This is a genomic window from Synechococcus sp. 65AY6A5 (assembly GCF_002760415.1).
Taxonomy (GTDB): Bacteria; Cyanobacteriota; Cyanobacteriia; order Thermostichales; family Thermostichaceae; genus Thermostichus.
Genome location: NZ_AXUW01000001.1, coordinates 434,083 through 453,257, shown reverse-complemented (window position 1 = coordinate 453,257; position 19,175 = coordinate 434,083). Strand labels below are relative to the sequence as shown.

Sequence of the window (19,175 nt, the reverse complement as noted above, 5' to 3'; positions counted from 1 at the left end):
GTTGGCGCCGGTCAAGCCCAAGCCCCTACTCGTCCAAAGATTGGACATTTTGCACAATTCGAGAGAGCTCGTTCTTCTCATCCACATTGATGCGGGTCGGGGATCCGCTGATAATCCGCTCGTAGCCGCGGAAGGAATCGCGAATTTGAATCCCCGAATCCGAGATGAGGTACTCGCGGATGCCCTTGTCATGCCAGGATCCCCGCATTTTAAAGACGTTGAGCGCCCGTGCCATCTCGCCGCGAATCTCCACATACTGCAGCAGAATGATTGTGTCGGTGATGGTGGAGATGTGCGACTCGGTAATGGAATGGGATCCCATGAATTGATCGGTGGTGTTGGTGAAAAAGCCGGTGATCTCCTCCTGCTTGGCCAGGCCGGTTACGCCGATAACAAACTGTCGAAAAGCATTTTGGCTCACACCCCGCGCCAGCGCCGGCAGCGAGTCGATGGCCATGCGGGAGGGCTTGAAGGCCATCATCTCGGTTTTGATCTTCTGCAGGTGGTCTTCCAGGCCGGCGGACTCGGGGTAGGCGCAGATGATCTTAAGGAGGCCTTGCCGCTCAAACTCCTCAAAGTCGATGCCCCAGGAAGAGGCATTGCGGGCAAGCTGGGCCCGCGACTCTTCGTAGGCAAAGAGAATGCAGCGCTCCCCATTTAGGCAGCCTCGCTCGAGGAACTTGCTCACCAGCGAGGTCTTGCCTGTGCCGGTGGCGCCGGTAGCCAAGATAATCGAGTCTTTGAAAAAGCCACCGCCGCACATCTCGTCCAGCTTCTCGATGCCGGAAGAGACGCGCACGTTGGAAGAGCGCTGCGTCAGTTGCATCGCTCCCAGCGGGAAGATGTTGATCCCCTCGTTGGTGATGGTGAAGGGATATTCCCCCTTCATGTGGGTGGTGCCCCGCAGCTTCAGGATCTCGATGGTACGCCGCCGCTTCTCCCCCTCCAGGATGTTGCGCAGGATCACCACGTTGTCGGAGACGAACTCCTCCACCCCATAGCGGGCGATGGGGCCGTACTCCTCAGTGCGCTCGGTGGTCATGACCGTGGTGACGTTGGCCTGCTTGAGGCGGGCTGTCAGGCGAAACAGCTCCCGCCGCACCACGCCCGCCGGCTCATACTGCTGAAAGATGGCCGTTACCGAGTCGATGGCCACCCGCTTGGCTTTGTATTTGCGAATGGCATATTGGATGCGCTCGATGAGGGCCGACAAATCGAAATTGCCGCTTACCTCGTAGCCCTCCGGATCCGGCGAAGCATCCAGAATAAAGAGCTGCCCCTTGTCGATGAGGGCCTGCAGATCCCAGCCGAAGCTGGCGGCGTTGCGAATGATGTCGGCAGGGGTCTCCTCAAAAGTAACAAAGATCCCTGGCTCCTGGTACTTGACAATGCCGTTGTAGAGAAACTGCAGGGCAAACAGAGTTTTGCCGGTGCCGGAGGTACCGCTGACCAAGGTGGTGCGGCCCAGGGGCAGCCCGCCGTGGCTGATGTCTTCAAAACCCTCGATACCCGTCTGTTTTTTCGGGATCCCCCGCGGCTCGGGCCCGCCCAGGAAGTAGGTCGATGGGATCCCCTCCGCGGCGTTACCTTGCAGCTTTTCTGACTCAGAAGGTTCCAATGGTTGGTTCATGCCCCTCTCTCCCCTAAAACCTGTCCTAAGCCTCTTCGTCCAATTCTTCGTAGAGCAGATCTAGGCCGATGAGCACCTTCTCTCGGTTGGACAGATCGCCGATAATCTTCCGCACCGGCGGCGGCAGGATTTTGGCCAGGGTCGGTGTTGCCAGGATCTTATCTTCCTCTGCCAGTTGCGGATTTTTCAAGACGTCGATGACTTTCAGGCTGTACACGCCGCGGAACTCTTTTTCCAGAATGTCTTGCAAGGTGCTGAGGGCGCGCAGAGAATTGGGGGTATTGCCCGCCACGTAGAGCTTGAGGACATAGGCTTTGCGAGTGGACATAACCTAGGGATCCCTTGGGGCAGATTTGGGAATGGAGCGGCGGTACATTTCGCTCAGGTGGGCCATCACGTCGATGAGAGTGAGGCGGTAATCCAGCAGGATCTCTTCGCTGCGACCCTCCAGTTTTAGTTGTTTGGCAAAATCCTCCATTAGGTTCATGTGCAGCTCCAACAGTTGGGCGGCGCCGATGTCGGCAAAAAAGGCAAGGGCCACCAGCTCGTCGATGCGGGCATTGACGGTCTCAGGAGATTGAAAATACTCCAGGACAATAGCCTGGTAGAGGTTACGCAGCCGCCGCATGAGGGCCTGCTGCTCGTCGGGGGGCAGGTGGCGGTAGAACAGCTCCGGATCCCGATGGTAGTACACGCCGGCGTAGCCAAGGCGTTCCCGCAGCTTTTCCGCCAGCCGCCGCTGCTGCTGGTGCGTGTAGAGCAGGTAGGGCTGATCCTTGGGGTGAGGGTTTGCTGCAGGCAGGCTGCAGGTGGGGGAAATCTGGAGAAACAGGGCAATGGCTCGGTTGATCAGCAGCTCCAAGGGAGAAGCAGAAGGAGTGGCCTGGGATCCCTTTGGCGGCAACAGCTCTGACGGCGAGACGAGGCGAACCAGAGTGGCGTTGTGGTAGAAAAACCGCTCCCGCTTGAGCAGAGCTCTCGCCCCCGGAGGAACAGGGGGGGAGGACGCTTCGCCGGAGCGGCTGGCGCCGCCTTCCGGTTTGAGCTCTTCCGACACAATGGCCACCACTGTCGGCAGCAACAGTCCCTGCTTGCAAAGCTGACAGCCCAACGCCTCCAGCTTGTCCAGCCGCGTCGCTTCCACCAGCAGCACCAGGCAGTCCGGATGGTTTTCCTCCCCTCGCAGAGCCTCCAGAAAGGCTTCCGGATCCTGGAAGACCTCAGCCACAAAGCGTTCTGGCGACAACAAAGCCTCTGCCGCCAGCGGCTCTCCAGCAGGCGGCTCCCAGTCGAGCAAAAGGCTGATGTGCAGTGGGTGGGTGTCGGGCTTCAATAAGGATAGAAAACGATAAGAACCGCCTTCGATCTTAAATCTTAAATCTTCTTAAACCTGACCGGAATCTGCCTTGGCCTTCAGAGTCAGCCAAGGGAGACTCAAAGAGAGCGTGCCATTGCCGCCTACACTAGGGGTGAAAGGCCTCTGGGAGCCCTATGGTGCCCCTGATCATCGATTGCGACCCCGGCCAAGACGACGCGGTGGCCCTGCTCCTGGCGATGGCTTCGCCGGAGCTAGAGGTGCTGGGCATTACCACGGTGGCCGGCAATGTCTCTGTGGAAAAAACCAGCCGCAACGCCCGGCAGATCTGCGAGCTGGCCGGCTGCCCGCAGATGGCAGTCTATGCCGGCTGTCCCCGCCCGCTGTTGCGCCCGCTGCAGACTGCCGAAGAGGTGCACGGCAAAAGCGGGATCGACGGGGCCAACTTGCCGGAGCCCCAGATGCCGCTGGGATCCCTGCACGCCGTGCAGTACCTGATCGAGACCTTGATGGCGGCGCAGGAGCCGGTTACCCTGGCGCTGCTGGGCCCGATGACCAACTTGGCAGTAGCCCTGGTGCAGCAGCCCCGCATCGTGGAGCGCATCCGACGTCTGGTGTTCATGGGGGGATCTGCCCTTGAGGGAAACACCACCCCGGCCGCCGAGTTCAACATCTTCACCGATCCCCATGCTGCTCAGATCGTGCTCAGCGCCGGGATCCCCGAGGTGGTGATGCTGGGCCTGAACGTTACCCAGCAAGTCCTCAGTACGCCGGAGCGGATCGAGCGGATCCGCGCCCTCGGCACGCGGGTAGGCCAGACGGTGGCCGACATGCTCGCCTTCTACGGCAAGTTCGACATCCGGCGCTACGGCCTGCCGGGGGGGCCGCTGCACGATCCCTGTGTAGTCGCCTACCTGCTGCAGCCGCAGTTGTTCGAGCTCAAGCCCTGCTACGTGGAGGTGGAGACGGCTAGCCCCCTTAATCTGGGCCGGACGGTGGTGGATCGCTGGGGGCTGAGTGGCCGCCCCGCCAATGTGCAGGTAGCTTTTGGGGTGGATGCCGAGGAGTTTTACCGCCTGCTCACCGAGCGCTTAGGCCGCTATCGGTAGTCGAGGTCGTCAAGGAGGTCGAGGTGAACCCTACCAGCCCAGTCCTAGTTCCCAAGCCGGCGTGGCTCAACCTGCCCACCGCCATCACCTTGCTGCGCCTTGGAGGGATCCCTTTGATTCTGCTGGGGCTGGGCCTGGGATCCCCGCTGGGGCAAGGGCTGGCTTTCTGGGCGTTTTTGCTGGCGGCGGCAACTGATTGGCTGGACGGCCACTTGGCCCGCCGCTATGGGCTGGTGACCGATGTGGGCAAGGTTCTGGATCCCCTGGTGGACAAGCTGCTGGTGCTGGCCCCGCTGCTGAGCCTGCTGGAGCTGGGGCGGATCCCCGCTTGGGGAGTGTTTTTGTTGGTGGGGCGAGAGCTGGCCATCGCCGGCTGGCGGGCCAACCAAAGCCAAATCCGCGGCGCCAATCTCTGGGGCAAAGCCAAGACGGTCGCCCAAATCCTGGCCATCGCCCTGCTGATCCTGAACTGGCCTATCGGGATCCCCTGTTTTTGGGTGGCGGTGGCCCTCACTCTGATCTCGGGGTTGACCTATTTGTACACCGACCATGCCACGCCGGACGCCTCTGCCGGCAAGGAGAGACCCCCTGCCTGATCGCGTCAGCGGGACGGAGTCCTCTCGCGTCAGCGGGACGGAGTCCTCAGACCCCACCCCTGAGCAGCGTATCCTCGGCCTCGACCCGGGGTTGGGGACGGTGGGTTTTGGCTGCATCCTGGCAGGTGCCGGCGGACTTCGCCCCCTGGACTACGGAGTCATCAGCACCCCTGGGGAGCAATCAATCCCGGAACGGCTGCAAACCCTCTACGAGGATCTAAAGGAGCTGCTGCGCCAGTTTCAGCCCCATCAGGTGGGGTTGGAAAAGCTCTTCTTCTACAAAATGGGCAACACCATCCCCATCGCCCAGGCGCGGGGGGTGATCCTACTCGTCCTGGCCCAGTATCATCTGGTGCCGGTGGAGTTCACCCCTGCCCAGGTGAAGCAAAGCCTGACGGGCTACGGGCGCGCTGACAAACAGGCCGTGCAAGCCGCCGTGGCCCGCGAGCTCAATCTGCCCAGCCTGCCCCGCCCCGACGATGCTGCCGATGCCCTGGCCATCGCCATCACCCTTTGGCACCACCGCTTTGCTTAGGAATCGGTCGGTGTGGCTCCGTCGAGATCGCTAAACTAGACTCAGTAGCGCAAAAAGCAAAGCCTTATGCCTTCCTCTTCTGTGGACGTACGTGAGCTACCCCTGTTTCCCCTGCCAGAGGTGGTGTTGTTTCCGGGCCGCCCCCTGCCGCTGCACATTTTCGAGTACCGCTATCGCATGATGATCAACACCATCCTGGAGACGGATCGCCGTTTCGGGGTGCTGATGTTCGATCCCCAGACGGGATCCCCGGTGCGGGTGGGCTGTTGTGCCGAGGTGTTGCAGGTACAGCGGTTGCCGGATGACCGCATGGACATTTTGACCTTGGGGCAGCAGCGCTTCCGGGTGTTGAACTACGTGCGGGAAAAGCCCTTCCGGGTGGGGCTGGTGGAGTGGATTGAGGATGAGCCGACCACTGCGGATTTGCAGGGCTTGGTGCAGCAGGTTTCCACCCTACTTCAGGATGTGGTGCGCCTCTCCGGCAAGCTAATGGAGCGGGAGACGGAGCTGCCGGAGCGACTGCCCACTACCCCGATAGAGTTATCCTACTGGGTTGCCAGCCACTTTCACGGGGCTCCCCGGGAGCAGCAAGCGCTGCTGGAAATGGTCAGCACCGAAAATCGCCTGCGGCGGGAAGCCGAGATCCTCGAGTCCACCCGCAAGCACTTGGCCGCCCGCACTGCCCTCAAGGATTTGTTCTCCGAAATCTCCTAAAATTTCTTGGGATCGCTTGAAAGACGCAGGCCACGGGGGAGTTGTCAGCCGTTCTGGCGCTCGCGTTGCCACCCGTCTCAACGGCGGCTGCAAAAGCCGGCTGAGGTTCAGTGATTGTCCAGGGATCCGATGTCCTACCCTCGCCGTTATCTGCGCTTTGCCTCCCGGGTTCTGGGCCGAGAAATGGAGATGCTCCACTTTGGGCATCGCGGCTACCCGCTCATCTGCCTGCCCACCAGCAATGGGCGTTTTTTCGATCTGGAAGATCGCGGCATTATCGCCAGCCTCGGCCATCACTTGGAGCAGGGCTATTTGCAGGCCTTTTGCGTGGAAACCCTCGATTGGGAGACCTTGTTCAACTGCGAGCTGGACGTGCCCCAGCGGCGGGATCGCTGGCTGTTGTTGGAGCAACACTGGGTAGAAGAGCTGATCCCCTACGCCAAAGCAGAAGCGCAAAATGACTTTCTGGTGGTGGCAGGCTTCTCTCTGGGGGCCACCCACGCCGTCAACCTCACCTGCCGGCACCCTGGCCTGGTGCGCCGTTGTCTGGCGCTGGGGGGGCCCTACGATGTGGCGGCCCTCGGCTCCGTCACCGGCTGGGATCCCCAACAGGCGGAACAGGAGCTGTATTTCATCAACCCCTTGGCCTACCTGTCCAACATGAGCCGACAACTCTGGGATCAGCTGGGCGGGCGCAACACCGAGCTAAAACTGCTCACCGCCCACCGCGACCACTGCCTCAACGACAATCTGCGCCTGGCAGAAGTCCTCCGCCGCAACGACATCCCCCATCACCTGGAGGTATGGGAAGGGGATCACGACTGGCCCACCTGGCAAGCGCAAATCCGCGCCTTCGCCTAGGATCCCTTGCAGAGGAGTCAGAGAGCTTTTGATGAGAGAGCCTGGATGATCGAAGACTACTGGGTTGGCAGCCTGCACTTCAGCGAGCCTTTTGGGGACGACACCCTGGCCCGTCTCAACGCCCTTCCCCCCATTCAAGCCCGCAACGGCCAAGCCTACAAGATCCGGGCGGAACATGTCACCATTCACGAGGTGAACCTGGATTACCGCACCAAGTACCGCCTCATCCTAGACCGCTTCAGCTACCTTTACCCCCAGGCCATCGGCCTGTTCATGGGCTTTGCCTTCAGGGGGGTGTACATCATCAACAACCCCTTCAGCTTTTACTACTACCTGCGCAACAAAGATGCCGCCTACATGGTGGTCAAAGAGCTGGGGATCTCCATCCCCAAGACTTACATTCTGCCCCCCAAGGAGGCCCCAGCTTTGAAAGCCGAAGATTTTAAGTATCACAAGTTCTTCGATTGGCAGGGGATGGCAGAAGATCTCGGCTGGCCAATCGTGATCAAGCCGGCAGAGGGACGGGAGGCCATCGGAGTCGAAATCGCCTACAACATGGAGCAGCTTCTCTACTTTTACGACCGCTCCGGATCCCAGGTGATGATGCTCCAGGAGAAGGTTAAAAGTCCTTATCCCTGGCAGATTCGCGCTCTCTGTATTGGCCGAAAGATCATCCCAATTAAATACATCTTTCGCAAGTTCGATGCCAGCGAATATCTGTTCGATCCAGAGTTTCTCACGCCGGAGATGGGCAAAAAAGTTATCGACACCTGCCGGATCATCAATCGGGCGTTGGGCTATGAAATGAACTCGGTGGAGCTGTTTATCGACGAACAAGGGGAGCTACAGGCCATTGACTTTAACAATCCGGTGCCCGATGGCCGCCTCAAGGCTTTGGGAGAAATTTTTTACAACGATTACCAGCAGGCCCTTTGCGATTTGGTCGTGGATATTGTGCGGGAACAGCGTCCTTTCGACTTCTTGCCCCCAGACGTCAACCGCTTTGCCCAGATCGCCCGGCGAGCCGACCTCACCCGTGAGCAGAAGTTTCAGATGGCTCTCGAGCTGGCCAACCGCTACTACGAGCCCAGGGATCCCGAATAAAATAACTTAACAAAAGCACGGTCTAGCGCTGGGAAAGCTTTGGGCTGGGCAAAGAGCAGTTGCCTGGCTTTCGTCTATGGGACCCTTGAGGCGCAGGGATTCCATCCTAGGTTGAGCTTAGAGGGGGGATCCCCTCCCAGCCGCGGCAGGGCAAGTTGGTCTATCCGGACAGGCAAATGTCAACCGGTTTGAAATTGCGCTGGTGCCACGATATTCGCGGGATCCCAGCATCTGCCTGGCAAGCGCTGCAGACGGAGCGCACCTCTCCTTTTTTGGAGTACGAGTGGCTGCACAGCCTAGAAGCCTCCGGCTGTGCCAGCCGCAACACGGGGTGGTTGCCCTGTCACCTGTTGGTGGAGTCGGATGGGCAACTCATCGCCGCTGCCCCCTTGTATTTGAAAAGCCATAGCCAGGGCGAATTTGTCTTCGACCAAGAGTGGGCTGCGGTTGCCAACCAACTGGGAGAACGCTACTACCCCAAGCTGATCGGCATGGCCCCTTTTACGCCGGCCACCGGCTATCGCATTCTCGTCCATCCCGACTACTCGGAAGCAGAGGTGTGGCCGTCGATGCTGGCTGCTATCGATCGCTTCTGCCAGGACAATGATATTTCGCTGTTCAGCCTGCTCTATGTGGACTTAGACTGGCGGGCCCAACTGGAGGCCGATGGATTGACTCCCCGAATTACCCACAACTACCAGTGGCACAATCCCGGCTATCGCTCTTACGAAGACTTTTTGAGCCAGTTCAACGCCAACCAGCGGCGCAACATCAAGCGAGAGCGGGCCGCCATGGAAAAAAGCGGCATAGAACTCAAGATCTACACCGGAGAGGAGATCACGCCGCGCCTTCTCTCTCTCATGTACGACTTTTACAGCAACACCTGCGCCCAATTTTGGAACTGGAGCAAATATCTCAACCGCCGCTTTTTCGAATCTCTCTATCCCAACTACCGGCAGCGGCTGGTGCTGGTGGCCGGGGAACGAAATACAGAAATTGTGGGGATGTCTTTTTGCGTCCGCAAAGGGGATCGCCTCTTTGGGCGCTACTGGGGCTGCCGAGAAGAGGTGAAGTTCTTGCACTTTAATGTGTGCTACTACGAGCCGATTGCCCTAGCCATCCGCGAAGGGATCCGCAACTTTGATCCCGGAGCTGGAGGATCCCACAAGATTCGGCGGGGATTTCCAGCCACTCCTGTGTATAGCTACCACCGTTTCTACCGCCCCAGGCTAAAGCAGGTGCTAATCCCCTATCTGAATCGCGTCAACCCTCTCATGTTGGCTGAGCTGGAGAGGGTAAATCAAAACGAGGTTCCCTTTCGAGAAGATATTCTACCCTCTCTGTCTACTCTTACGCGAGGTTAAATGAACTACCACTGGATAAGCTTTTTCTGAACGGCTGCCATACACATGGCAACGCGAGCGTTGATCTCATCTTCAGAGCCAAAGATATCCAGTTTCTCTTTGAGCCTTTGAATACAGTTTTGTACGGTTTTTTTGCTCGTGTGAATGCGGTCGGCGATGGCCTGGTCGGTGAGGGCCTCTTTGCAGAGCAGGTTCAAGACCTCGATTTCCCGCTCCGTCAGCTTTGTTAAGCCGCGCAACTCTCGCGGCATGCGCAATTCCCCATTGAGGGCACTTTTGGCTCCTTCCAAGAAGACACTGCGCCGCTCCATTTTGTTGACGGCGGCAAATCCGCCCTGGTGCTTGCTGATTAGGCCCACCAGGGGAGTTAGCAGCAGCGGCTCGCTGGAATAAACCATCACGTTCAGGGTGGGGTAGTTCTCGAAAATATGGCGCAAGAACTCTAGGCCCGGCTCGGCAGACTGTTCGCCGCTGGTTTGGCCGTAGAGCAAGTCGGCTACTACCAAGTCCGGCTGTTCCCGCTGCAGGCGCAGGATGGCGTCCATCGGGTTGGAGACTGTGATGCACTGAGCATCGGCTGCAAGCCGTTGCAGCCATTCGCAATTGTTTTGGGCAACCTCGGGATGATCCTCGACAATCAAGAACTTGAGCGGGGCAGTTCGGCTCTCGACCTCAAACATCGATCCACTCCTCCAAATCCAGCGTCGGCTGCGGGGGGACGGCCAAAACCCCTTTGCAGTTTAGGGATCCCACCGACAAACTACCCTAGTGTAGCCCCAAGTTGGGCCTGAGAAGGCGCAGCAGGGTAGGCTAGAGGGTGATGTTAACCGGATCCCGACTGTGGTACCCCTGCAAGATCGCAACCCAACCACCCGCACTGCCTACGTTACCTATGCTTTGGTGCTTATCAACATCCTGGTTTTTGTGTATGAGCTTACCCTATCACCGCAAGAGCTGGCGGCTTTCTTCCGAGAGTGGGCAGTGGTGCCAGCGGAACTGACGGCCAGCTTTCGGGGGGAGGCCACCTCTTCGCTGCGCCCCGAATGGGTAACGCTATTTACCTCGCAATTTTTGCACGGGGGCTTTTTGCATCTTGGCGGCAACATGCTCTTTTTGTGGGTTTTCGGCAACAATGTTGAGGATCGCTTGGGGCATGTGCGCTACCTCATTTTTTACCTGACTTGTGGAGCCTTGGCCGCCCTAACCCAGTGGTTTTTCGATATGGAATCCACCATTCCTTCGCTGGGGGCAAGTGGGGCCATTGCCGGGGTGTTGGGAGCTTATATCTTGCGTTTCCCGCGAGCTGAGATCCTGACTTTGGTACCCCTGGGCATTTTTATCACAACCGTCTACGTTCCCGCCTGGGTGTTTTTGGGTTTTTGGTTTGTACAGCAGGCGTTTTACGGCATCGCCAGCCTGCAGACGCCCACCAACATCGGCATGCAGGGGGGAGGGATCGCCTACTGGGCCCACGCGGGCGGCTTTGTGTTTGGGGCCATCTTGGGGCCGCTGATGGGGTTATTTTCTGGCAAAAGCCCTTATGACCGCCAAGCCGCTTGGCGACAGCCCGACAGGGACCTGTTCTGATTGAACCTCAATCCTTTTTGTGTCAGAGACCAACTTGAGAGGAGGAAATCATGGTTCGTCTGTCTGCCAAGCCCCTAACCCTGGAAGAGTTTCTGCAGCAGCCAGAAGCTCAACCCGCCAGTGAATTCATCGAGGGAGAGATCATCCAGAAGCCCATGCCACAGGGAAAGCACAGCCTACTCCAGGGGGAGCTAACTTCTTTTATCAACGCAAACCTCAAACCCAAACGCCTCGGGTGGGCATTTCCAGAGTTGCGCTGCACTTTTGCCGGCTATGCGATTGTGCCCGATATTTCTGTGATCGCCTGGGATCGGATCCCTGTGGATGAAGATGGCACCATTCAAAATCTCATTCCCTTTTGCCCAGATTGGATGATCGAGATTCTCTCTCCCGATCAAAATCAAATGAAGCTGGTCAAGAAAATTTTGATCGGCTTGGCCCACGGCTGCCAGATGGGGTGGATCGTAGCTCCCGAAGAAAGGCTCGTTTTCGCCTACCCTGCCGGACAGCAGCCAACCGTGCATGAGGATCCGCAAGAGCTGATCCCCGTTCCCGCGTTTGCCCAAGGGATCCAACTGACGGTCGAAACGTTGTTTGGTTGGATGCGGGTTCGAGCTGACGAGAGCGGCAAGCACAGCGGAGATACACAGGCGGGGCACTCACCTAACCCCAGCCCTTCCGGTGCCCAGTGAGAAAAAAGCCGAGACCGGCTGGACCAGTGGCACGCCTTGCTGACAAGCTGCCCCAGCCTCCCTCGCCTCCATTTCAGTCGGCGCTGTAGAGAGCAGGAGCTTGGGCAACCGTCGCTCCAATAGAGGAGAGTTCTTGGCGCAGCAGCGCCACCAGGGCATTGGTGGACTGGTCGTAGAGGCTAGTGACCAGCTTGGGATAGAGCCCAATGCCGATGATGGGGATCAGCAGGCAGGCGATGATGAACACCTCCCGCGGCTCGGCATCCACCAGTTCCTCGTGTTCGGTCAGCTCTTTGTTTTCCGGGCCAAAGAAGATCTGCCGCAACATCGACAGCAGGTAGATAGGAGTCAGGATCACCCCAACCGCCGCCAGAAAGACCACCACCAGCCGGAAGGGGAGGGAGTAGGCATCGGTGGTGGCCATGCCGATGAACACCATCAGCTCCGCCACAAAGCCGCTCATCCCCGGCAGAGCCAGAGAGGCCAGCGAGCAAGCGGTGAACATGGAGAAAATCTTGGGCATCTTCAGGCCGACGCCGCCCATTTCCTCCAGCTCCAGCGTGTGGGTGCGGTCGTAGGTGGCCCCCACCAAGAAGAACAGGCTGGCCCCGATCAGCCCGTGGGAGATCATCTGCAGCATGGCGCCGCTCATGCCGATTTCGGTCAGGGATCCGATCCCGATGAGGACAAAGCCCATGTGGCTGATGGAAGAGTAGGCGATCTTGCGCTTGAGGTTGCGCTGGGCAAAGGAGGTAAGGGCGGCAAAGATGATGTTCACCACCCCCAGCACGATCAGCACCGGCGCAAAGTAGAGGTGGGCATCCGGCAGCATGCCCACATTCATGCGCATCAGGGCATAGCCCCCCATCTTAAGCAAGATCCCGGCCAGCAACATGTGAACCGGCGCCGTGGCTTCGCCGTGGGCATCGGGCAGCCAGGTGTGCAAAGGGAAGACGGGCAGCTTCACCCCGTAGGCGATGAGGAAGGCCCCATACAGCAGCAATTGGAAGCTCAGCGGATAGGCCTTGTGGGCCAGATCCGTCATGTCAAAGCTGATGGGATCCCCGTAGAAGGCCATGGCCAGGCCCGCCACCAGGATAAACAGGGAGCTGAGGGCGGTGTAGAGAATGAACTTGGTGGCCGCATAGAGGCGGTTGTACCCCCCCCAAATGGAGAGGAGCAAATACACCGGGATCAGCTCCAGCTCCCACATCAGGAAGAAGAGCAACATGTCCTGCACGGCGAACACCCCGATCTGCCCGCCGTACATGGCCAACATCAGAAAATAAAACAGGCGCGGCTTGAGGGTGACCGGCCAGGCGGCCAAGATGGCAAGCGTGGTCACAAAAGCCGTGAGCAGGATCAGCGGCATGGAAAGGCCATCGGCCCCCACCGACCAGCTCAGCCCCACCTGCGGCACCCAGGTGTAGCGCTCCAGCAGTTGTAAGCTTGTCTGGCTGGGGTCATAGCCGACATAGAAGCCAGCCAGCAAAATGAGCAGGTCGGTAACCGCGATGAAGAGGGCAAACCAGCGAACCCGTTCTGCCAACTTTTGCGCGTAGACGCGGGTAGTGGGATCCCCAGCGGGCGCCGGGATCAAGGGGATGAAGAGGGCGGCCACCACCGGATAGACGATGACCGTGGTCAGCCAGGGAAACTCGTGCAAGCTGGGCAGCGCCATGAAGATAACCTCGTTACGCTAAGTTCATACCACACCCTTCCAGGGGGATTGCCGTCGGCTACAGCCAACAGCCTTTTACCAGAATCGCTCCTGAGTATCTCTGCTCAGCAAACCTCCAGAACTATCTTAAGGCTCTTTACCTAGTTTGCCGGGATCCCTGGCCGGGCTCGACCAGGACTCAAGCATTGACCTGGTCATCAAACCTGGCTATTAGAAACCTCATCACCTGGCCCCCGGCTAGCCGACCCTGCGCAATTGCGCCTGGACAGGACTGCCGCTGTTGGATAACAGTAGAAATAGTACTTAACAACCAAGCCAGGTCCGCCCTTGGCGGGCGGTGAGGGGAGCCTCTGGGGGAAGCTTTGAAGTATGGCACTGCATGCGGAGTTACACCGCCACCTAGGCGGTTCGGTCGTTCCTAGGATTTTGTGGCGCTACCTGCATCGCCAGGGATCCCCTCTGGCAGCACGCTTTCCTGACTACGCCGAGTTTGAGGAGTTCTACACCCGCCCGCGCAACACCCTTGAAGATTACTTGGAGCTGCACACGCTAGTGGAACAGGTGCAAACCCTGGAAAGCTTACCTTATTTCATCTACCGTCTGCTGCGGGGGGCCTATGTTTTTGAGGATTTGGCCTATCTAGAGATTCGCTACACCCCCTATCTGCGCACAGATCCCAGCTTGGACGAGGCGGATCGCCTCAAGCAGATGCGCCAAGTTATCGAAACGGTAGGGCAAGCCAGCCAGCAGCGGGAATATCCCATCGTCACCACCCAGATTGTGTGTTTGCACTCCCGCCTGCCCAGCCATATCAACCGCGCCATGGTGGAGGCCGCCGCCGAGTCCGAATACGTGTCTGCCATCGACCTGGCGGGGGGAGATAAGGCCTACGGCGAACGCATGGACGAGTGGATTGAGCTGTTCAAATATGCCCTGGCCCGTGGCCTCAAAACCACTGCCCATCTCTATGAGACTTTGGATGGCTGTTACCCAGAGCTGCTGCCCTATGTCTCGCGGATTGGCCACGGGATCCAGATCCCTCTCCACTACCCAGAGCTGCTGCCAGAGCTGGCGCGGCGCGGCCAATGCCTGGAGGTCTGTCCCACCACTTACCTGAAGACGGGGACGCTGCCCAGCTTGGAGCCCCTCAAAATCGTCTTCGACCGCTGCTTTGACGCGGGGGTAGATATCGCCATCTGCACCGACAACGCCGGCCTGCACAACGTGCGCCTGCCGTTTGAGTACGAAAACTTGCTCACGCACGACATTATCGATTTCGACCAGCTCAAGCGCTGTCAGGAGGCGGCTTTTCGTCACGCTTTTGCCTGGCCCTATAAGGGGCGTCCGGCCTCATTGTTGTCGGAGTTGCAGCAGGGGGTATCTGCTTCTTTGGTGGCTCTCTGACCGCCTCAGCGGGATGGAGTCCTTGTTTTTCATCCCGACTTCTCGAAAACAGGGAAGGGATCCGTAACAGAGACAGGGGCAGCTTTCGCAAGGGAAATAACCGCTTGGATCCCTTGCCCAGAGCGATGCTGAGCGGCATCCGAGGGTGGATGAAGCCCAACAGAATCCAATGCTGAGTCTACTGAGCCAAGCATGAAGGTCTATATCAGCGCCGATATCGAGGGGATCGCCGGCATCAGCCATTGGGATGAGGCCACCATCGGCCAGCCGGGTTACGAGGCATTCCGAGAGCAGATGACCCGAGCAGTGATCGCGGCTTGTGAGGGATCCCTGGCTGCCGGAGCCACGCAGATCACGGTCAAAGATGCCCATGACTCAGGGCGAAACCTCATCCCCGAGCGGTTGCCGGAGCCGGTGCAACTCATCCGCGGTTGGAGCGGCCACCCCTACTGTATGGTGCAAGAGCTGGATCGCAGTTACAATGCCCTGATCTTGATCGGCTATCATGCCCGCGCCGGTTCTGCTGCCAACCCCCTCGCCCACACCTACACCACCGAAGTTAGCCAAATCCGACTGAACGGCCAGGCCATCGCCGAGTTTCACCTGGTCAGCCTCACGGCTGCCTATGAGGGAGTCCCGGTTGTGTTTGTAGCCGGAGATGCGGAGGTGTGTGCTGAAGCAAAAGCTTATGACGCCCACATCGAGACGGTGGTCACCCACAAAGGAATGGGCCAGTCGGTCATTGCGCCACATCCGCAGCAAGTTTTGCGGGCCATCCGCCAAGGTGTAGAGGGATCCCTGAGGCGGCTGTCGGCCTACCGTCCTCGCCCACTGCCGGATCACTTTCAATTGGAAGTGGACTACAAGGATCCCGCTCGGGCCTACCGCAAGTCTTTTTATCCCGGCTGCCGGTGGATTGCCGATTCCACGGTTCGGCTGGAAGTTTCCGAGTGGTTTGAGGTGTTGCGGGCTTTGGAGTTTATTGTGCTCACCTAGCCGCGACCGATGGGGATCCAAGCGGCATCTGGATGAGGCGAGCAGCAGCTTCCCTGAGGCTGGTCTCGGAAAGGTCAGACAGCTCAATCCGGGCCCGAAGGCGATTGAAGTTTTGCTGCAGCCCGTGTCGATAGGTGGGGTCGTAGTGCTGCTCCAGCAACTCCTGCACAAACTGCGGCCAGTCTTGGGCGTCGATCAGCTCAAACCAACGCTGCAGGCGGGCCTGGCCAAGACGGGACTTCAGAGGCAGCAATTTCCCCTTTAGCGCTTGGGGGTGAGCAATCCAGTGGGGATAGTGGGCGATTAACCCCTTCACCCGCTCCTCTAGAGGCAACTGCACTTCGACACAGTCGGCTTGGGTAAGGGCTTGCCAAAGGGCAGGCGGCAGATGGAGCTGGCCCACTTTGGCACTCTCAGCCTCCACCCAGACTGGCTTGGCGGGATCCCACTGGAGAAAAACCTGCACCAGTTGACTTTCAAAGCTCTTCTGACTGGGCTGTGGCACCCCCCACTCGGCCCCCAGGAGGGATCCCCGGTGACAGGCCAGCTTTTCCAGATCGAGAACTTGGGATCCCTGTTGGCGCAGATGGTGAAGCAACTGGGTTTTGCCGCTCCCTGTTGGTCCGCAGAGCACTCGGTAGGTAAATTCCTGGGGCAAGATCTGCAGCTGTCGGCGCACCCAGGCCCGGTAGGTTTTGTAGCCACCTTGCAAAACCGTAACCTGCCAGCCCACCTGGGACAACACCAACGCCAAGCTGGCAGAGCGCTGCCCTCCCCGCCAGCAGTAGATTAGGGGCCGGTAATCGCGATCTTTATCGGCAAAATGGGTTTGCAAGTGGCGACTGATGTTCTGGGCCACCAAGCTTGCCCCTCGTTTGCGGGCTGTAAAGGGATCCACCTGCTTGTAGAGCGTGCCCACCTCCGCCCGTTCTGTATCGTAGAGTACAGGCAAGTTGATGGCTCCCGGCCAATGATCCTCTGCGAACTCTGCCGGAGAGCGCACATCGATAATTTCGCTGTAGGTGTGCAGCCAGGGCTCTGCAGTGAAGTGAATCGGAGGAGACACAAACCTGCGGATAGAAATGGTAAGCTGTGTTCTATCTTGGCAGGGTTCTGGCCAAGGCTCACCGCCCCAGCTTTAACTTGGGAGAGCCGAGGTCAAGCGCAGGGTGACCCGAAGGCTTGGGTTGGATATCCCTCTTGATTGGGCTTTTGCTCTTTCTTTGCTCTTTATTGAATTGATTTGCCAGAGGTGCTATGGGATCCTATATTGCGGCAGAACCTTACCCCTATCCCTACAACGGTGACTTACGGCCTGAGAACACCGCCCTGATCGTCATCGATATGCAGACCGATTTCTGCGGGGTAGGTGGCTATGTAGACAAAATGGGCTACGACATTTCCCTCACCCGTGCCCCCATAGAGCCGATCCGACGGGTTTTGGCGGCAATGCGAGCCCTGGGTTTTTTCATCGTGCATACCCGCGAAGGCCATCGCCCCGATCTATCAGATTTGCCGGAAAACAAGCGCTGGCGCAGTCAACGCATTGGGGCAGGCATTGGGGATCCCGGTCCCTGTGGGCGCATCCTGGTGCGAGGAGAACCCGGCTGGGAAATTATCCCGGAACTGGCTCCTCTGCCAGGGGAGGTGATCATCGACAAGCCGGGCAAAGGCGCTTTCTATGCCACCGATCTGGACTTAATCCTGAGGCGCAAAGGCATCCAAAACCTGATCTTGACGGGCATCACCACCGATGTATGCGTCCACACCACCATGCGAGAAGCCAACGACCGGGGCTATGAATGTTTGTTGCTATCCGATTGCACAGGTGCCACAGACTACGGAAATTATCTCGCTGCTCTGAAGATGATCCAGATGCAAGGCGGGGTTTTCGGGGCAGTTGCCGATTCAGGTGCCTTGATAGCAGTACTTCAGGAACTCAAAACCGACTAGACCTCGATTTCTTTACGTGAGACACCCAAACCAGGAGATCTTGACCAACCATGACTACCACTGCCCAAACTGAAATCTCAACAGCACGGAAAGCCCCCCGGAACTGGAGGTCGTCAACCTCACCAAGCGATTTGGATCCCTGTTGGCCCTAGACCACGTCTCGATGAAACTCAAGCCGGGATCCCTTCATGCCTTACTTGGGGAAAACGGAGCCGGGAAAAGCACCCTCGTCAAGTGCGTGATGGGCTTTTATCATGCTGACTCTGGCGATGTTTGCATTGATAAACGAGCTCGTGCCATCCACAGCCCACGGGATGCCTATCACTACGGCATTGGCATGGTGTACCAACATTTCACCTCTGTACCCGCCATGACTGTGGCGGAAAACTTGGTCTTGGCCCGCCCAGATTTGCCTTTGGTGATTGACTGGAAAGAAGAGGAAAAAAAGCTGGCAGATTTTATGGAAACAGCCCCTTTCCAAGTCAACTTGCGGGCTTTTGTTTCCGAACTATCGGCAGGAGAAAAGCAGAAGGTCGAGATCCTCAAGCAGCTTTATTTGAACACCAAGATCCTGATCTTGGACGAGCCTACTTCTGTGCTCACGCCAGAGGAAGCCGACGAAGTCTTGGGCCTTGTGCGTCGTTCGGTGGAAGCTGGCGACCTGAGTGTATTGCTCATTACCCACAAGTTTCGCGAGGTGAATGCCTTTGCCGATGAGGTGACGGTGTTGCGACGTGGGAAGGTGGCCGGCCATGGACAAGTGAAAGATTTATCCACAGCAGAAATGGCCGAAATGATGCTGGGCCGGCAACAGGTGCAGATCCAGTTGGAGAAAGCCTTGGTCAAAGGGGGATCCCCTCTGCTGGAAATTGAAGGGATCCAGGCTGACAAGGACAATGGCTTGCCCGCTGTGCGGGGGGTGACCCTGACTGTTCATGGAGGTGAGATTGTGGGAATTGCCGGCGTTTCCGGCAACGGCCAGCGGGAGTTGATGGAAGTCTTGGCCGGGCAGCGGATGGCTACAGCCGGGCAGATCAAGATCAACGGGCAACTGTACAGGGCCACCCGCGCAGAAATGGTGCGCCACCGGGTTTGCTGTTTGCCGGAGGAACCTCTGAGAAATGCCTCGATCCCCAACATGAGCGTTGGCGAAAACTTGGCCCTGCGTCGTTATGACCGGGATCCTATGGCCAAAGGTTGGATGTTGATCTGGCAAGAGATTTGGCGCTATGCCCGCGCGTTAATCGAGCAATTTAAGGTGAAAACGCCTGCAGCCCAAACTCCCATCAGCCACCTGTCGGGGGGTAATGTCCAGCGAGCCATTTTGGCACGGGAACTCGCCGGAGATCCACAAATTTTGATCGCCGCCAATCCTTGTTTTGGTCTGGACTTTGCGGCAGTAGATTACATTCACTCGCAGATTGTGGATGCTCGTAACCGAGGAGTTGCCGTCTTGCTGATCAGCGAAGATCTGGACGAGCTTCTCAAGCTCTCCGATCGTTTGCTGGTGATGGCGGGCGGTCGGATCGTCTATGAAAGTCCTATCAGCAGCGTGGATCTCAAAGAAGTTGGCCACAAGATGGGCGGACATTAAGCATTAAGTGATTTGGTAAGTAATCAGCAGTGAATATGAC

The 19,175-nt window shown here is 58.3% G+C and carries 19 protein-coding genes; 13 read left to right on the top strand and 6 right to left on the bottom strand.

Going from position 1 to position 19,175, the window contains the following annotated elements:
- Positions 1-25: 25 nt before the first annotated feature.
- From kaiC to SYN65AY6A5_RS02070, 3 genes are read right to left on the bottom strand one after another with little or no spacing between them, the layout of a single operon-like run.
- On the bottom strand, positions 26-1,630 hold the full coding sequence (gene kaiC / locus SYN65AY6A5_RS02080; protein ID WP_240530965.1) for a circadian clock protein KaiC: 1,605 nt from the start codon (positions 1,628-1,630) through the stop codon (positions 26-28).
- 25 nt (positions 1,631-1,655) lie between these two features.
- Positions 1,656-1,958: a circadian clock protein KaiB gene (gene kaiB, locus SYN65AY6A5_RS02075; protein ID WP_011430723.1), complete on the bottom strand. Its 303-nt coding sequence runs from the start codon at positions 1,956-1,958 to the stop codon at positions 1,656-1,658.
- A gap of 3 nt (positions 1,959-1,961) precedes the next feature.
- Positions 1,962-2,963, bottom strand: coding sequence for a circadian clock protein KaiA (locus SYN65AY6A5_RS02070; protein ID WP_240527350.1), 1,002 nt, complete (start codon positions 2,961-2,963; stop codon positions 1,962-1,964).
- Between the two features lie 158 nt (positions 2,964-3,121).
- Here SYN65AY6A5_RS02070 and SYN65AY6A5_RS02065 point away from each other — a divergent pair, with 158 nt between their 5' ends.
- The 7 genes from SYN65AY6A5_RS02065 to SYN65AY6A5_RS02035 all read left to right on the top strand — a co-directional run bounded on the left by SYN65AY6A5_RS02065 (position 3,122) and on the right by SYN65AY6A5_RS02035 (position 9,228).
- Positions 3,122-4,054, top strand: a complete 933-nt coding sequence (locus SYN65AY6A5_RS02065; protein WP_099813063.1) for a nucleoside hydrolase — start codon at positions 3,122-3,124, stop codon at positions 4,052-4,054.
- Positions 4,055-4,077: 23 nt separating this feature from the next.
- Positions 4,078-4,650: a CDP-diacylglycerol--glycerol-3-phosphate 3-phosphatidyltransferase gene (pgsA, locus tag SYN65AY6A5_RS02060; protein WP_099813062.1), complete on the top strand. Its 573-nt coding sequence runs from the start codon at positions 4,078-4,080 to the stop codon at positions 4,648-4,650.
- Positions 4,604-5,185 (top strand): crossover junction endodeoxyribonuclease RuvC, encoded by a 582-nt coding sequence (gene ruvC, locus SYN65AY6A5_RS02055; RefSeq protein WP_099813061.1) that lies wholly within the window; start codon positions 4,604-4,606, stop codon positions 5,183-5,185. Before pgsA ends, ruvC begins: the two co-directional genes overlap by 47 nt.
- Before the next feature lie 66 nt (positions 5,186-5,251).
- Positions 5,252-5,899, top strand: a complete 648-nt coding sequence (locus SYN65AY6A5_RS02050) for an LON peptidase substrate-binding domain-containing protein (RefSeq protein ID WP_011430728.1) — start codon at positions 5,252-5,254, stop codon at positions 5,897-5,899.
- Between the two features lie 129 nt (positions 5,900-6,028).
- Positions 6,029-6,760: an alpha/beta hydrolase-fold protein gene (locus SYN65AY6A5_RS02045; RefSeq protein ID WP_099813060.1), complete on the top strand. Its 732-nt coding sequence runs from the start codon at positions 6,029-6,031 to the stop codon at positions 6,758-6,760.
- A gap of 45 nt (positions 6,761-6,805) precedes the next feature.
- The gene (locus SYN65AY6A5_RS02040) at positions 6,806-7,864 is read left to right on the top strand and encodes a hypothetical protein (protein WP_011430730.1); all 1,059 of its coding nucleotides are present in this window, start codon (positions 6,806-6,808) and stop codon (positions 7,862-7,864) included.
- Between the two features lie 176 nt (positions 7,865-8,040).
- Positions 8,041-9,228: a GNAT family N-acetyltransferase gene (locus tag SYN65AY6A5_RS02035; RefSeq protein WP_011430731.1), complete on the top strand. Its 1,188-nt coding sequence runs from the start codon at positions 8,041-8,043 to the stop codon at positions 9,226-9,228.
- Positions 9,229-9,233: 5 nt separating this feature from the next.
- On the opposite strand, the gene SYN65AY6A5_RS02030 is transcribed toward SYN65AY6A5_RS02035, so the two are convergent.
- A complete protein-coding gene (locus SYN65AY6A5_RS02030; protein ID WP_011430732.1) occupies positions 9,234-9,908 on the bottom strand; it encodes a LuxR C-terminal-related transcriptional regulator in 675 nt (224 codons plus the stop codon).
- A gap of 160 nt (positions 9,909-10,068) precedes the next feature.
- Here SYN65AY6A5_RS02030 and SYN65AY6A5_RS02025 point away from each other — a divergent pair, with 160 nt between their 5' ends.
- Positions 10,069-10,815 carry a rhomboid family intramembrane serine protease gene (locus SYN65AY6A5_RS02025; RefSeq protein ID WP_011430733.1) on the top strand — a complete coding sequence of 249 codons (747 nt, stop codon included), beginning with the start codon at positions 10,069-10,071 and terminating at the stop codon, positions 10,813-10,815.
- Between the two features lie 50 nt (positions 10,816-10,865).
- Complete coding sequence (locus SYN65AY6A5_RS02020; RefSeq protein WP_099813059.1) at positions 10,866-11,507, top strand: Uma2 family endonuclease; 642 nt, start codon at positions 10,866-10,868, stop codon at positions 11,505-11,507.
- A 73-nt stretch (positions 11,508-11,580) separates the two neighbouring features.
- On the opposite strand, the gene SYN65AY6A5_RS02015 is transcribed toward SYN65AY6A5_RS02020, so the two are convergent.
- A complete protein-coding gene (locus SYN65AY6A5_RS02015) occupies positions 11,581-13,173 on the bottom strand; it encodes an NAD(P)H-quinone oxidoreductase subunit 4 (protein WP_099813360.1) in 1,593 nt (530 codons plus the stop codon).
- A gap of 384 nt (positions 13,174-13,557) precedes the next feature.
- Here SYN65AY6A5_RS02015 and SYN65AY6A5_RS02010 point away from each other — a divergent pair, with 384 nt between their 5' ends.
- Positions 13,558-14,592 (top strand): adenosine deaminase, encoded by a 1,035-nt coding sequence (locus SYN65AY6A5_RS02010; protein ID WP_099883792.1) that lies wholly within the window; start codon positions 13,558-13,560, stop codon positions 14,590-14,592.
- 192 nt (positions 14,593-14,784) lie between these two features.
- The gene (locus SYN65AY6A5_RS02005) at positions 14,785-15,588 is read left to right on the top strand and encodes a M55 family metallopeptidase (RefSeq protein WP_099883790.1); all 804 of its coding nucleotides are present in this window, start codon (positions 14,785-14,787) and stop codon (positions 15,586-15,588) included.
- On the opposite strand, the gene mnmH is transcribed toward SYN65AY6A5_RS02005, so the two are convergent.
- Positions 15,581-16,654 carry a tRNA 2-selenouridine(34) synthase MnmH gene (gene mnmH, locus SYN65AY6A5_RS02000; RefSeq protein ID WP_099883788.1) on the bottom strand — a complete coding sequence of 358 codons (1,074 nt, stop codon included), beginning with the start codon at positions 16,652-16,654 and terminating at the stop codon, positions 15,581-15,583. The two genes, SYN65AY6A5_RS02005 and mnmH, sit on opposite strands and share 8 nt — an antisense overlap.
- Positions 16,655-16,845: 191 nt before the next feature.
- Between mnmH and SYN65AY6A5_RS01995 the strand changes: the two genes are divergently transcribed.
- A complete protein-coding gene (locus SYN65AY6A5_RS01995) occupies positions 16,846-17,541 on the top strand; it encodes an isochorismatase family cysteine hydrolase (RefSeq protein ID WP_011430738.1) in 696 nt (231 codons plus the stop codon).
- A 142-nt stretch (positions 17,542-17,683) separates the two neighbouring features.
- On the top strand, positions 17,684-19,135 hold the full coding sequence (locus SYN65AY6A5_RS01990; RefSeq protein WP_011430739.1) for an ABC transporter ATP-binding protein: 1,452 nt from the start codon (positions 17,684-17,686) through the stop codon (positions 19,133-19,135).
- Positions 19,136-19,175 lie beyond the last annotated feature (40 nt).